This window comes from Nocardia sp. JCM 34519.1, assembly GCF_020361265.1.
Taxonomy (GTDB): domain Bacteria; phylum Actinomycetota; class Actinomycetes; order Mycobacteriales; family Mycobacteriaceae; genus Nocardia; species Nocardia arthritidis_A.
In genome coordinates, this window is the sequence record NZ_JAIRBR010000001.1 from 142,622 (window position 1) to 155,693 (window position 13,072).

At 62.3% G+C, this 13,072-nt stretch carries 18 protein-coding genes; 16 read left to right on the top strand and 2 right to left on the bottom strand.

All coding sequences use genetic code 11. The features are described 5' to 3' along the window. The first annotated feature begins 97 nt into the window (after positions 1-97). From LGY53_RS00655 to LGY53_RS00665, 3 genes are all read left to right on the top strand, one after another. A complete protein-coding gene (locus LGY53_RS00655; RefSeq protein WP_225724676.1) occupies positions 98-1,966 on the top strand; it encodes a recombinase family protein in 1,869 nt (622 codons plus the stop codon). 487 nt (positions 1,967-2,453) lie between these two features. Next, complete coding sequence (locus LGY53_RS00660) at positions 2,454-2,615, top strand: hypothetical protein (protein ID WP_225724677.1); 162 nt, start codon at positions 2,454-2,456, stop codon at positions 2,613-2,615. Positions 2,616-2,867: 252 nt separating this feature from the next. Then, entirely contained in the window at positions 2,868-3,971 is a 1,104-nt protein-coding gene (locus LGY53_RS00665) for a nuclease-related domain-containing protein (RefSeq protein WP_225724678.1), read from the top strand. A gap of 66 nt (positions 3,972-4,037) precedes the next feature. Here LGY53_RS00665 and LGY53_RS00670 read toward each other — a convergent pair whose 3' ends face one another. Beyond that, positions 4,038-4,514 (bottom strand): NUDIX hydrolase, encoded by a 477-nt coding sequence (locus LGY53_RS00670; protein WP_225724679.1) that lies wholly within the window; start codon positions 4,512-4,514, stop codon positions 4,038-4,040. Beyond that, positions 4,511-5,746, bottom strand: coding sequence for a helix-turn-helix domain-containing protein (locus tag LGY53_RS00675; RefSeq protein ID WP_225725642.1), 1,236 nt, complete (start codon positions 5,744-5,746; stop codon positions 4,511-4,513). Before LGY53_RS00675 ends, LGY53_RS00670 begins: the two co-directional genes overlap by 4 nt. A 150-nt stretch (positions 5,747-5,896) precedes the next feature. Between LGY53_RS00675 and LGY53_RS00680 the strand changes: the two genes are divergently transcribed. The 13 genes from LGY53_RS00680 to LGY53_RS00740 all read left to right on the top strand — a co-directional run bounded on the left by LGY53_RS00680 (position 5,897) and on the right by LGY53_RS00740 (position 13,068). After that, positions 5,897-6,352, top strand: coding sequence for a hypothetical protein (locus tag LGY53_RS00680; protein WP_225724680.1), 456 nt, complete (start codon positions 5,897-5,899; stop codon positions 6,350-6,352). Next, entirely contained in the window at positions 6,349-6,609 is a 261-nt protein-coding gene (locus LGY53_RS00685; RefSeq protein ID WP_225724681.1) for a hypothetical protein, read from the top strand. Before LGY53_RS00680 ends, LGY53_RS00685 begins: the two co-directional genes overlap by 4 nt. Further along, the gene (locus LGY53_RS00690; protein ID WP_225724682.1) at positions 6,609-6,899 is read left to right on the top strand and encodes a hypothetical protein; all 291 of its coding nucleotides are present in this window, start codon (positions 6,609-6,611) and stop codon (positions 6,897-6,899) included. Before LGY53_RS00685 ends, LGY53_RS00690 begins: the two co-directional genes overlap by 1 nt. Next, positions 6,896-7,159: a hypothetical protein gene (locus LGY53_RS00695; RefSeq protein WP_225724683.1), complete on the top strand. Its 264-nt coding sequence runs from the start codon at positions 6,896-6,898 to the stop codon at positions 7,157-7,159. Before LGY53_RS00690 ends, LGY53_RS00695 begins: the two co-directional genes overlap by 4 nt. Next, complete coding sequence (locus tag LGY53_RS00700) at positions 7,156-7,440, top strand: hypothetical protein (protein ID WP_225724684.1); 285 nt, start codon at positions 7,156-7,158, stop codon at positions 7,438-7,440. The genes LGY53_RS00695 and LGY53_RS00700 overlap by 4 nt, the downstream gene beginning before the upstream one ends. Next, on the top strand, positions 7,424-8,053 hold the full coding sequence (locus LGY53_RS00705) for a DUF2637 domain-containing protein (RefSeq protein WP_225724685.1): 630 nt from the start codon (positions 7,424-7,426) through the stop codon (positions 8,051-8,053). Before LGY53_RS00700 ends, LGY53_RS00705 begins: the two co-directional genes overlap by 17 nt. A 72-nt stretch (positions 8,054-8,125) precedes the next feature. Next, complete coding sequence (locus tag LGY53_RS00710; RefSeq protein ID WP_225724686.1) at positions 8,126-8,431, top strand: hypothetical protein; 306 nt, start codon at positions 8,126-8,128, stop codon at positions 8,429-8,431. Continuing rightward, complete coding sequence (locus tag LGY53_RS00715; RefSeq protein WP_225724687.1) at positions 8,431-8,658, top strand: hypothetical protein; 228 nt, start codon at positions 8,431-8,433, stop codon at positions 8,656-8,658. Before LGY53_RS00710 ends, LGY53_RS00715 begins: the two co-directional genes overlap by 1 nt. Continuing rightward, positions 8,658-9,959 (top strand): FtsK/SpoIIIE domain-containing protein, encoded by a 1,302-nt coding sequence (locus LGY53_RS00720; protein WP_225725643.1) that lies wholly within the window; start codon positions 8,658-8,660, stop codon positions 9,957-9,959. Before LGY53_RS00715 ends, LGY53_RS00720 begins: the two co-directional genes overlap by 1 nt. 181 nt (positions 9,960-10,140) lie before the next feature. Next, positions 10,141-10,365: a hypothetical protein gene (locus LGY53_RS00725; RefSeq protein ID WP_225724688.1), complete on the top strand. Its 225-nt coding sequence runs from the start codon at positions 10,141-10,143 to the stop codon at positions 10,363-10,365. Next, a complete protein-coding gene (locus LGY53_RS00730) occupies positions 10,362-10,751 on the top strand; it encodes a hypothetical protein (RefSeq protein WP_225724689.1) in 390 nt (129 codons plus the stop codon). The genes LGY53_RS00725 and LGY53_RS00730 overlap by 4 nt, the downstream gene beginning before the upstream one ends. Further along, the gene (locus LGY53_RS00735) at positions 10,748-11,386 is read left to right on the top strand and encodes a hypothetical protein (protein ID WP_225724690.1); all 639 of its coding nucleotides are present in this window, start codon (positions 10,748-10,750) and stop codon (positions 11,384-11,386) included. The genes LGY53_RS00730 and LGY53_RS00735 overlap by 4 nt, the downstream gene beginning before the upstream one ends. Next, positions 11,383-13,068 (top strand): helitron helicase-like domain-containing protein, encoded by a 1,686-nt coding sequence (locus tag LGY53_RS00740; RefSeq protein WP_225724691.1) that lies wholly within the window; start codon positions 11,383-11,385, stop codon positions 13,066-13,068. The genes LGY53_RS00735 and LGY53_RS00740 overlap by 4 nt, the downstream gene beginning before the upstream one ends. Positions 13,069-13,072 lie beyond the last annotated feature (4 nt).

Consider the following 13,072-nt stretch of genomic DNA (forward strand, 5'->3'; position numbering starts at 1 on the left):
CACGTCCCGTATCCCGAACCCGAATTCCGGGCCCCCGCAAGTTGTTTCGGACATCCATATTTTCGAGAAGCGTGTATCGATGGGAAGGACCGGCAACATGGCAGGCACCAAGAAATCCTCAAGGTCACGTATCTCCACCGGCACGGGCGCATGGGAACAGGATGTGCGGGTAGGGACCTACACGCGGCGCTCCACCACCGAAGACAACCAGCCCTACTCCATCGAAGCCCAGGACGCGCGGCTGGACTCCTACATCGATTCCCAACCTGGCTGGCGACACACGACATCCTTCACCGATGATGCCTCGGGTGCGAACACCGAGCGTCCCGGCTTGCAACGCGCGCTGCAAGCCGCGCGTGCCGGGCTCATCGATGTGCTTGTGGTCTACCGGGTTGACCGCTTTTCCCGCAGCCTGCGCGACCTGGTCACCCTGCTCGATGAGCTGGACCGGGTCAAGGTCGTGTTCCGCTCCGCCACTGAACCATTCGATACCTCCACGCCCATGGGCCGCATGCTGGTGCAGATGCTCGGTATGTTCGCCCAATTCGAACGCGACACGATCATCGACCGCGTCATCGCCGGAATGGAACGCAAAGCCGCCAAAGGCAAATGGAAAGGCGGCAAACGACCCTACGGATACCGAGTCGACAAAACCACCCAAACCCTCGTCGTGGACGACGCCGAAGCCGTGGTGGTGCGCATGATCTTCGACCTCTACGCCCGCAGCCGTCTCGGTGCCCGTGCCGTCGCCGCGGAGTTGAACGCTCGCGGGCATCGCGCCAGCACCGGCCGCGAATGGTCCGGGCACCACGTCCTGCGGATCCTCAACAGCCGGATCTATCTCGGCGAGTTGACCTTTCGCGACACGACCGTCACCGACACCCACCCCACCCTCATCGATACCGATATGTTCGACCATGCTCAATCGGTCCTGGAAGCACGCGGAGAATCCCACGCCCACCGCGCCGCAAACTCCTCGGACTATCTGCTGACCGGCCGCTTGCGCTGCCCGCGCTGCGGGCGCGCCATGCTCGGCACCCGCGCCACCGGACGCTCCCGCACCTACCGCTACTACACCTGCTTCAACCGCGCCCGCTACGACACCGACAAGTGCGACTTCACCCGTCTCGACGCCGACTCCGTGGACGCGGCGGTTCTCGAAGCCCTGGGCAAGTTTTATCGCACCCGCCACGACCTGATCAGCGAAGCCATCCACGCTCAACAACGACACCACCACGACACCAGCAGTGACACCCGTGCCGAACTGGCCACCGTCACCACCGAAGTCGCCAAGACGCAGCAGGCGATCGACCGCTATCTGAACGCCTTCGAAAGCGGCACCCTCGACCCTGAACTCCTCGCCGGGCGTCTCGGCGAATTGCGCGCCAAGACAACCCAGCTCGCCACCCGCCGCGACCAACTGACCGCGACTTTGGCCAACGAACCCACAGCCCCGGAACCCGCCGCGTTGGACGGCATCGCCGACCACATCGCGGAAATCATCGCCACCGGCACCCGCACCCAGGCCAAGGCGCTCATCGAAACCCTCGTCGCCCACGTCGCGATCACCGGACCTGACCGCCTCGTCCCCACCTTCCGCATCCCCCAACCCGGAAACGACATTGGGGCTGGTACCGCTTCCGCGGTACCAGCCCCAATGGAGTCGGTTCGTGCAATGGCACGATTGGTGGAGCTAAGGGGACTCGAACCCCTGACCCCCACACTGCCAGGCATGAGCGGTGCCGCTGACCAGGGCTGTTGGGGGAGAAGGACTTTCGTTGTCGTCGGCGTAGCGGTGGTGGTTGTCGTCGTCGTTGTCGTCAATCGTGTCGTCATGCGGAGCCTCGCGGATAGATCGCCTATCCGCCAAATCTTGCACGAACGTATGTTCGAATGCGTGTCAAGCCCCCTCTGGAAGACCTGCCTCTCCGGCGAGGAGTGGGGTCCGGGGCAATGCCCCGTGTGACGCCGGAGGCGGCATGGATTCGATGCGGAAGCGATCCGGGGGCTTGGTGCGTTGTGTGCTCCTCCGGTCGACCTGGGCTCAGCCTGTACCACCCTCTCGGGGAACGGAAAAGGGTGGCGAAGCCATCACGCAGTGACGCCGTAGGCGCGCTTTGGAGTTCCCCGAGAGGGTGGTACACCTTCGGCAGGTCGGGCGGAGGAGCATGCCGCGCGGCTTCGATCGGCTGGAGCATCGCGCGACTGGAAGTCGCGGAAACCTTGCGGCTCAGGTGCGGCATGGTCATGCCAGACAGGCGATTCAGGATCTCCAACGGTATGCTGCGCGTGCCGCGACGCGCCCGACGCTCCGGGAGGCGGAGCGAAGCGGAGCCGGCCGTTCGTGCGGCCGGTTGCGTGGCGCGGCGCGCGCAGCGCGCCGCTCTTGATCCTGTATGGCTAAATTCGGCAACGATCACCGGAAGCGGTTGTGGCACGGAAGAATCGGGTGCATGACTGATCTTGCGCTGACGGCGGAACGTCGGGACGAACTGGCCACGCTGTTGGGGGACGCGCAGTGGCTGCGGGCGGAGTACTCGAAGGTGGCGGATTACCTGGATACGGCTTGTTTCAAAGGCTCCGTGATCGTCATACGGAATACGAACGCGTCGTAGCGATCTCGTCCGTCGCCGTGGAAGTTCGTGCAAGGCGCTGGTTCTGACGCGCATGTAGCAGATGTTACGAAGCAAGCGAAACAGTCGGTGGTCAAAACTGTTGCACGCCAATCGTATCAACGCTATCGAACCTTAGTTCGATTGAAAGTGGTTGCGCGGCAACAAGATCGACGTTAGATGTCGGTCCTTGGGCCTACCGTTGATTCATTGCCCTCGGGCGTCATGTAACGGAACAAGCGAAGGAGGGCGACCGTGCTGGTCGTCAACGAACGAGCGGATGCGCCGTACTCGGAGAAAGTAGTGGCTGGATGGCTTCGGTCATGCAATGTGCCTGGTTGCGCGGTGGCCGGTGGATACGTTCCTGGTCGTGGCCGTAGTGCGACTGGACAGGAAGCGGACTTCATCGTTTTCACGCCGAACACGTGCGTATGTATCGAGGTCAAGGGCACGCTTAGCCCGATCGGCGGTATGTTGTCCTGTCCCGTAAATGGCCGCTGGTCGATGCCGGGATTCTCCGGCGACCCGGTGCATGTGCGCGGCAGCGACGTCAACCCTCTGAACCAGGCGAAATCGGCCATGTATTCGCTCAAGTCGATCACCAAATCGACGACTGGTGCCGAACGGTTCGTATCCGCGCTGGTAGTAGTCGTTCCACGGAGTGGCACGACCGTCACCCTGGACAAGCCATCTAGGCGATTCATGCCCAAAGGTGTAGACGTGCTGCTCGGAGATCGGCCACACGAGCTGTTCGCCTGGTTCCAGCGCGGTACGTATCACGTACCGGTGTGGACCGTTGAGCGCGTACACGCCATGTTCGCCGCTCTGGGCGTCAATGATCCGGCTGCCAGTCCGGCCGTCCTGGCGGCACAAGGCTTCCCGGACGGCAATGGACGATCGACGGAATCGGGGATGGACCTCGGCGCCGATTCGTTCGCATCGACAACTCTCGACCGGCCTGTACAGACCGCTTCAACCTCCACCATGTACACCGACGACTATGCCGCCGAACTACCGAGGTTCACGGCGAATCGTCACGTTGGCTCCGCGGCGACTGTTCCACCGTTGTCGAGTGGGTATCCGTTAGATTTACCGGCGGGCCGCCTCAGCCATGGTCGCCGTGCCTCTATTAAGTCCGCATTGTTGACTATCGCTGCGTTTGGGGTACTTGGTTGCGGGGTTTGGTATGTAGTCAGCGAGCACTCGCAGACTCATCCGGATTCCAATGAGCATCCAGCCGAGGTCTCAGTTACAGAGTCTCCGGCCGCGCCTCCGCCCCCTCCGCCGACCCCGGTCGAGGCTCCACCAGTGGCTAGATCCGATACACATTTTTGTTTTCCGTTCCAACCGAACTGTTGACATGTGCTTTGGCCTCATGTCGTACCTGTTGGTGACAGCTACGAGCTGCGCGTACTTTGATCGGTATTAGCCCCGATTCGGGATGCTTCCGTGCTCAAGGTAGAGCGGAATATGTCCTGACAGGAGGGCGTTTGTTGTTTCGGTCAACCTGCGAACAAGGCGTGGAATCGTGTACTGCTCAAGCTGGTTCAGCTCGATATACCGCGCTTCGGACAACTCGTGATCTGGAAAGACAAGAGTGTCGACATCCATTCCATGCAGCGTTCGATCTGCAAACAGAAATAGGATTTTATCGCCTTCTTTATCGTTGGGAGCCCAATCAATGGCGGCGAGTTCGAGATTGCTAGCAGTCAACCCGAGTTCCTCGTGAATTTCGCGTTGACATGCTGCCTTCGGGGACTCGCCTGGCTCAGCGTAGCCACCGGGGATGTCCCAGTACTCCTTGTAGGTAGGACGCACCAAGAGCACAGCGCTATCGCGAAGTACGAGTGCGCCTGCGGCGACGCGGGGTGTAGCCATCGGGGGCGGCTCAACGGTGCTCATGAGAGCCCATCGTAGGGGCTCCTCAGCAAGTTCATCCGCGAAGCGAGGTTTGCCAAGGCTGACGACGGGCGTGTCTTGCTGGTGCGAACCCAGTGGATCACGAGATCCCGGCAGAAGCTGAGATGTCGTACCTGTTCGGGAGCCCTGGCTTCCGCCGAGAGCAGGATATCGAGTGCTTGGTCTCGGTGGCCACGGGCATTATTGGCGCGTGCAATTTCGATGGCATGTCTAATTTGCCGTTCGATCGGCAGCGGAGACACGTCGACTTGGGGCCCGATCCGAAGCGCCGTCTCGATATCATTCAGTTCCATTGCTGTTGAAACGCGATGGATTTCAACATTAGTCGGGCCGAACGCTGTCCACGCATAATTCGAATCTCGACCAAGTTGCGCAGCAACGGTTGCTGCTTCGCTTAGATACTCATTAGTCAGACTACGATTGTCGGCACGAGCGGCAGCCATGGCGCCGGTAAGAAATAATGTGCCATATACCGATAAATACTCAGGGGAGGCATCGTTTGGAACGGGGCCTGTGTGCGATGCCAGTTGCCCCACCAATTCGGCAGCGTCCTGGTGACGTCCGGTGGACATGGTGACGTGTGCAACGGAACGAGCCAGCGACAACCAAATTGTTGAGTTATCGACCTGCTGGGCAATGTCGAATCCTCGTTGAGCCGCTACCCATGCAAGATCGAGTTCCCCAACTTTCGTTAGTACTGTGGCCGCTGCGTGGTATGAGCTCGCGAGCATAAGAGTTGCACGCTCAGCGTCGCTCGACTCGCGGTTACGCGATGCGATGTCGAGGTCTGCAATCAACGCGGGTAACGAAGCGCTTACATAGGCGAATCGCGATGATTGGTATGCGTCCCAAACGGCACGTAAACGTCCGTCAAGTTGAGGAATTGGCTGGATTACGCGCGATTCTAATTGCGCGAAGGGCATCAGTTGGTTGTAGCTCAGCAGTGCACTTCGTAACGCAGGTACGGTGGATTTACCGGCAGTCTGCGCTGAGTCGACCAAACTTGGTTCCGCAAGCAGATCCCCTAGAGCGATATCGAGCTGCGTCGCGAGATTTTGAATTACCGAAATTCTATCAAGCTGAATCCGATTGTTCTCGATCTTGTTCAACCAATCTTCGGTTCGCCCAACAAGATCCGCGAGTGCTCGTTGCGACATACCGCGACGTCGGCGATACCAAGCGACTCGTTCGCCGATAGTCATTGATTCCGTCATTCCACGCACTACTTAATTCTAGCTGAGGCAAGCGACATATACGGGGTACCCCGGAATTTTTTTCCGGGTCGTCCCCGAAGGCGGACTTAGCTTTGTTCTAGGCCAGGTAGGCCGCATAACAAATGTCCAGATAGACAAGGAGTTTCAGCGATGGCTGTGAAGAGGAATCAGCGGTTCGCGATCCCACAGGAGATCGTGTTCGAGGCTGGTGCGGCAATCATCGGTACGCCTGTCCCGGTGATGAGGTTCAACGAGCGAAAGAAGGCGTACACGAATGAGCAGGAGCGGGATGAGGAGACGGGTCTTCTGAAGTGGAAGGCCAAGATCTGGGACTTCTCGGAGGACGTGAAGGGTTCGGACATGGGCCTGGACCTGATCTTCCTGGCTCCGGTGCAGCCGGTTCCGACAGGGAAGGAGATCCGGCCTGGTCTGCGTGAGGTGGAGTTCGAGAACCTGATGGTTCAGCCTCGGGCGTCGAAGGCGGGCGATTTCGCGAAGCTGACCTACTCGTATTTCGCGACCGGCATCAAGGGTGACACCTCGGGCACGGTGGCACCGGGTGATCACTCGGCAGCTGCTCCGCGTGATCGGAAGGCGGTCGCGTGATGTCGTCGTTCGTGAGTGCCCCCAACGCTGGCGGCGAGTTGCACGGCGTGAAGTATCAGGCTGCGCGGGTCGAGCGCTACGGCAAACAGAATCAGTACCGCCTCGATATTCCGGCGTACGTGTCGTTCTACTTGGGCCGCGCCCTGGTGGAGTTGACGGTCTCGGATGCACGGGATTTGTTGGAGGCTCTGCCGAATGTGCTGGCTCAGCATGATTACGCCGAGTACGTCACTGATCAACCGAAGGCGGTGGCGTGATGAGCACCGATGTGTGGATGGTCGTGGAATCCTGCGCCGGTCCCGATGATCAGGTTGTGACTGTCCGGTACGTCGAGCGGATCGGCAAGGTAGTGGTGGCGACCGGTTCGGGTCGGCTGTTCATGACGGTGCCGATCGCGAAGGAGCTGCTGCACGAGCTTGCGGTGGCGGTGATGGATGGTCAGCTGGATCACGGCTCGAAGTCGGGTGCGGGTGTGTGGATTACGCCGAGCTGGTTCGTGTCCGCCGATGCCGCTGTCGAATTGTGGGCTGAGCGGAGGGCCGCGTGATGGCGACTTTCGTGCACACCACAACGGCCGTGGCGGGTATCCGCTCGGTGGAATATTTTCCGGCGTACCTGGTCGGGTCGGGTCGGCGCGCGGATCAGATTCCAGCGACGGTGCAAGTCCTGCTCGGTGAGGATGGCGACGTTACGTTGGAACTGCCTATCGATGATGCTCGCGCGTTGATGGAATCGCTCGCGGTGGCGCTCGTGGAACATGCTGCGGCACTGAAAGATCCAGTCGACGCGCGGAGGTCGGCGGCGTGATGAACCACGAGATATACCTCGACGTGGATGATCCGTACGGGCATCCGGCGGTGCTGACGGTCGGTGGGGAAACGTACCGGCAAGGCGAGTTGGCGGCCACAGTCGCGGTTGCTGGTTGTGGCACACCGATGTTCGTGATGCGTGTCGGTGAGGACGCGACGGTCGGGCTGGATGTGTTCCTGGCGCACAGCCTGCGGCAGCTGCTTAATCACCTTCTGCCACAACTTGATTCGCTGGTAGATGCCGATTTGAGTGGTGAGGGCAGTGGCTGCCACGGCTGAGAAGTCGCGGGCTATGGTCGCTGCCCGCTGGGTCGCGGTGGTGGTGATCGTTGCTATCGGGACGGCGGCGTTTGTGCTCAGCTTCGTCGCTCTGCGTGAGCTGGCGTTGCTGGCGCGGCTGCCGTCCCGGTGGGCGTGGCTGTTCCCGGTGATCATCGACGGCACCATCGTGCAAGCGACCGTGTCGGCACTGGTGCTGGCCAACTCCCGGGAGCGGCGCTGGTTCACCGGTGTGCTGATCGTCGGCGCGGCGGTCTCGATCGCCGGTAACGCCCTGCACGCGGTCATGGCGGGCCATCCGCTCCCGCCGGTCTGGGCTGCCGTGGTCGCTGCCATCGCCCCGATCAGTCTGCTGGCCGACACTCACGGTCTGGCAGTGCTTGTCCGTGCGGCACAACAGGATTCGGTACCAATCCCCGAATCCATTGCGGCCACCGAACCACTGCCGGACCTGAGTGCCGAGGCCGAGCCAGAACCGGTCGCGGTGAGCGAATCCCCGCCCGCACAGAACAATCCGGTGCCCGCGGCGGTGACGTCACCTCGTCCGCAGCGGCGCAGTCACCCGAGATGGCCGCTGCAAGCCGAGATGCTGCCGCTGGAGGTGGGCGCATAACGCGCTCACACCAAATATCAAGTTGTTCAACCTGTTTCACCTATCAAGTCACCCATTAAGGAGGGGTGCCTGATGCCTGTACCTACGTCCCTTGTCCCATCTGCCCGACCCGCCTTCGCTGTCCTGGCGGCAATTCCGGCGATCGCGGTGGCGGGTCTGCTGCCCCTCGCCATGGATCGCGCACCACATCCGGTGGCTCATCAGAGCAGTGTCCGCGCCGATGGCTGCGTGATGCTGTGCGATCCGGCCCCGCCTGCCCCGTCGTATTCCGGTATCGGCTGCCTGACCAACTGCGCGACCGGTGCGCCGACTCCGCCACTGCAACCGGGTGGCTGCGTGATGTTCTGCACCGAACCGGGTTGGAAGGGCGAGCGCTGATGCCGACCACGAATACTGCCATTGTCGGTGTGCTGCGGAACGTGAAATACGTTGCCGCGTCCCGTTATCAGTCCGGTGAGACGGCCGCTGTGGTGTCGTTCGAGTTGGGCGGCAACGAGATCCGGTTGTCCATGCCCGATGCTCGTGCCTTGTCGGCGGTGCTGCCGAACCTGCTGGCCGAACACAGCGTGATGTTGGCCATCGGACCGTTGTGGAGGGCGGCGTGATGTCGATACTGCCGATCCTGTTGTCCGCCGGTGCCGCTGCCGGGCTGACCGGAGCGTTCGTCTGCTCGTGCCTGGTGCGTCGAGTGTCGCAGGAGTGGACACACGAGCAGATCGTGGCCGACGCCCCGCCGCAGTTGCGTCCAGCGGTGTTCGTGCTGGCTGATCCGGTGCAGACGAACATGATGCTGCATCGGCTCAAGCTGGGCTCACCGGAGACCGGGTTCCCGACGTTGGAGCGCTACGACTACACCGATCACGGCCTGGACGCCGATTTCCTGATGCTGGCGGGCCAGTCCCGCAAGACCTGGGCCAACGAGGAAATGCTCGACCGGTTCGCTCACGTGCTGGGTGTGCCGAAGGTGACGGTGGTCTCGCCTGCTCCGGGATGTATTCGCTTGCAGCTGCGGGTGTTCGACACACTCGCCGACCCGACAGCGTTGTCGGGGGTCCACAACGAGGTGGACCTGCGAGCGGTCCCGGTCGGCGTCACCGAAACCGGTGAGATCGCCCGCATCCCGATCCTGGGCACCCACGGTCTGGCCGCCGGCGCTACCGGATCCGGGAAGGGCAGCATCGCCTACTCGATCCTCGCGGGCTTGGCTCCTGCGATTCAGGACGGATTGGTCGACGTGTGGTGCATCGATCCCAAGGGCGGCGTCGAATTCAGTCCTGCGGCAAAGCTGTTCGTCCGGTTCGAGTACGAGACCGCCGAACGCATCCTCGCGTTGTTGAAGGAAGCCGTGGCGGTGATGCGGGAGCGACAGGCCAAACTTGTTGCTGCGGGCCTGCGCAAGCATGTCCCGACCATCGAGGAACCGCTGATCCTGATCCTGCTCGATGAGGCAGCGGCCCTGTCTGCCTACGCCGACCGCGATACCCGTACCGCGTTCGAGGAACTGCTCGGCCTGCTGCTGACCCAGGCTCGCGCGACAGCGATCAGCATCTTCGCGTTCGTGCAGGATCCGTCGAAGGAGACCATGCCGCAGCGGCAGTTGTTCCCGGTCCGGATCGGGCTGCGCCTGGACGAACCGACCCAGGTGGGCATGATCTTCGGGGCCGGTGCCCGCGACCGTGGTGCCCGCTGCGACGAAATTCCCGACAGCACACCGGGTGTCGGCTACATCGAACAAGACGGCTCGACCGCCCTCACCAGGGTCCGGTTCTACTGGGTCTCCGACGACGATATCGCCTGGCTGGTCCGCGAATACGGCTTGCACCACGACATCGGCACTGCGGCACCGGGTTCGGCTCCACCGGATTTCGATCCCGACGACCTCGGCGACGAAGGTGAGGCGGCATGAACGGGATTGTGCTCCTGCGCCTTTCGGGTGACCTCGCAGACATTACCGCCGTTCTGGCAACCCTTGTCGGCGCTGACGGGCTACGGATGGCTGTCCGTGACCGCACTTACCCCAACCGGAACGGGGACGGCGTACGCGTCTACGCCGAACTCGCCCTACCGGCCGCGAAGGAGGGCCGGTCATGAAATCAGGATTCATTACCGAAACACACCTGCTCGTCTACTGCACCGGGTGCGGTCAGCCCTGGCATTGCGGTGACCCGGACTGCCCGCGGGAAGCCTGCTGCCTGGGCACCCTCGACGACATCGAGATCGTGCGCCGCGTGGAAGCGATGGGGTGGCGCGTGGAGACCGACGGGGTCGTGTACTGCGACGGCTGCCTGTATGACGGGCAGGTGCGGTCATGAACACCGATACCTACCGGGATGAACCGGTGTTCTTCTACCTCGTCACCCCCGATCGGGTCCGAACGGGTGATGTCGTCCACGAGATCAACGGCCGTCCGGTCCGGGGTGGTGCGCTGCCGATCGGCAAGGTCCGCCACATCGCCGCCGACAAACACACCGGACGGCCCGAGGGCTGGCAGTTGGTCCCGCAGGAACCGTGGTCACGGTTCACTCGATTCGTCGACGCTGCCGCACAGGTGAAGATCGGCCGCGCTACTTCGGTCGCTGGTCGTGTCAACCCCATGGTCGCAGCTGCCGCAGCGCCGCTACCCAAACGCGCCACGCGTCGGAAAACGGCCGATACCGAACAGCTGACATTGTTCGAACGGCCCGGTGAAAGCTCATGATGAACACGAAAAACGGTGCACCACAGCATGATCCGTTCGACTTGATCGGGTTGGCGGTGCTGAACACCGCATGGTGGCTGCTGCTCGGTGCCGCTGTCGCGGTGCGGTGGGCGCTGCTGTTCCCGATGATCTCGATCCCGGTCGCCATGGTCATCACGATCACGATCACGACCGGGCCGATCACGGGCATCGCGGTTGCGGCGCTCTCGGTCACGGCAATCATGGTGTGGCGCAACCAATTCCCGGCAACATTCGACCGCTGCGTCACCACTCGGGCGCGGACACGGTTCCTGACGTGGTGGCGTTACGGCCGCTGCTGGGCTCGCCTGCTCACCGCCTGTCATCTCACGGTCATCGACGACAGCGGCAGGCAGGTGATCCCGCGTTGTCTCGGCGTCGAGATCGGCAACACTGTGGACCGCTTGCAGGTGCGGATGCTTCCTGGGCAATGTCCCGCCGACTGGGAGAACCGCACCGATCACTTGGTGCATGCGTTCCGGGCGCAGGAATGCCGGGCCACGATCATCGGCCCCGCCACCATCGAATTGGTATTCCGTCGCGCCGATTCACTGGCCGAACCGATCGAACTGCCCGCGATCGGGGACGGGCACGACCGGCGAAAGGGGGCAGCGTGACGGACGACGTCGATACCGAAATCGTTGTACCGCAGCGGGAAACCGCCGCCGAGCGGCACGCTAAACCGAACTTCTACGACATCGCGATCGCCACAGCAGAGAAGTTCGGCGTGTGCAAGCGGCCGATCCCGATGCGCATCTACGACCCGAGAACGCTCACCGAGACCTACATTGCTACACCGTGTAAGGCCACGATCGCCTCGACGTGTCCGGCGTGCGCGAAAGTTGCTCGCGCGCTGCGGGTTACGCAATGCTACGAGGGCTGGCACCTGGATGCCGAACCGGTGGACGAGAAACCGGAACCGACCGAATGGCAGGTCCATCTGCTGACCGCGCGGGCGAACCTGCTCGACGACTATCAAGTCGCCAAGGCCGATGGTGATGAGTATCTGATGGACGGCATTCGTGAACTGGTCGCGGATCTGGATGCCGAACTACGCGATACCGGCTGGACGGCCCGGCTTGACGCGCTAGACCCGTTGCCTAAGAAACGGCGTATCCGTTCGACGAAACGTCGCCAGGATGTGCCGGACTTACCGCGAAAGAAGGTGGGTCGCACCACGATTGGGGAGGTCTTCGCGGGCAAGTACCGGCCCTCGATGATGATCACCCTCACCCTGCCCTCCTACGGGAAGATCAACCCCGATGGCGGGCGCGACAAGGACGGCAAGCCTGCCTCGGATGGTTCGCCGCGTGATCCGGACACCTACGACTATCAGTCCGCCGCAAGGGATATCGTGCATTTCGCGGCGTTGCGTGACCGGTTCAAGAAGAACCTGCGCCGCTGCGTCGGCTGGAACGTCCAGTACTGGGAAGTGGTGGAACCGCAGAAACGCGGTGCCCCGCACGTGCACATGCTGATCCGGGGCCGGATCCCGCGTGAGGTCGTCAAGCAGGTGGCCCGCGCGACCTATCACCAGGTGTGGTGGCCGTATCACGATCCGGAGAACGAGGTGTACGGGCATAGCCGTATGCCGGTGTGGGACACCAAGTCCGGGACGTTCGTCGATCCGGACACCGGGACGGTATTGCCGGGGTTCGATGACGCTCGCGACAACCTGAAACCGGCGCACGTCATCAAGTTCGGCACCCAGATCGATCCGAAACACATCAAAGGTGTGCTCGGCGGCACCCAGGAAGCTGCCCGCACCATCGGCTATGTCACCAAATATCTGACCAAGTCGATCGCCGAAGTTCTCGAACCCCAATCGGCAAGGGCAGCAACACATTACGACCGGCTCCACGCCGAACTCCAGCACACCCCATGCAGCGAAACATGCGCGGTATGGCTGCGGTTCGGCATCGTCCCCCAGGGCGCGACCGAGAAAACGATCCCGGGACGCTGCCGGGGCAAGGCGCACCGCCGAGACACCCTCGGCCTGCCCGGTCGGCGTGTCCTGAACTCGAAGAAATGGACCGGCAAGACCCTGGCCGATCACAAGGCCGACCGGGTCGAATTCGTTCGGCAGTTGCTCGGCAAGGTCGGCATGACCCTCCCCGAGACCGACCGGCTCCAGATCACCCCGGTCGAACCGGGCGACCAGCATTGTCCACCCCGCGACCAGTTGATCGTGGCCCACATCGCGCAACGCACCCGATGGCGCGCCGAACTCACCACACGCGTGCTCGCGGCAGGTCCGCCAGGGACACAAGAACATTCGGTACTCCAGAACGCAGCATAGGGAG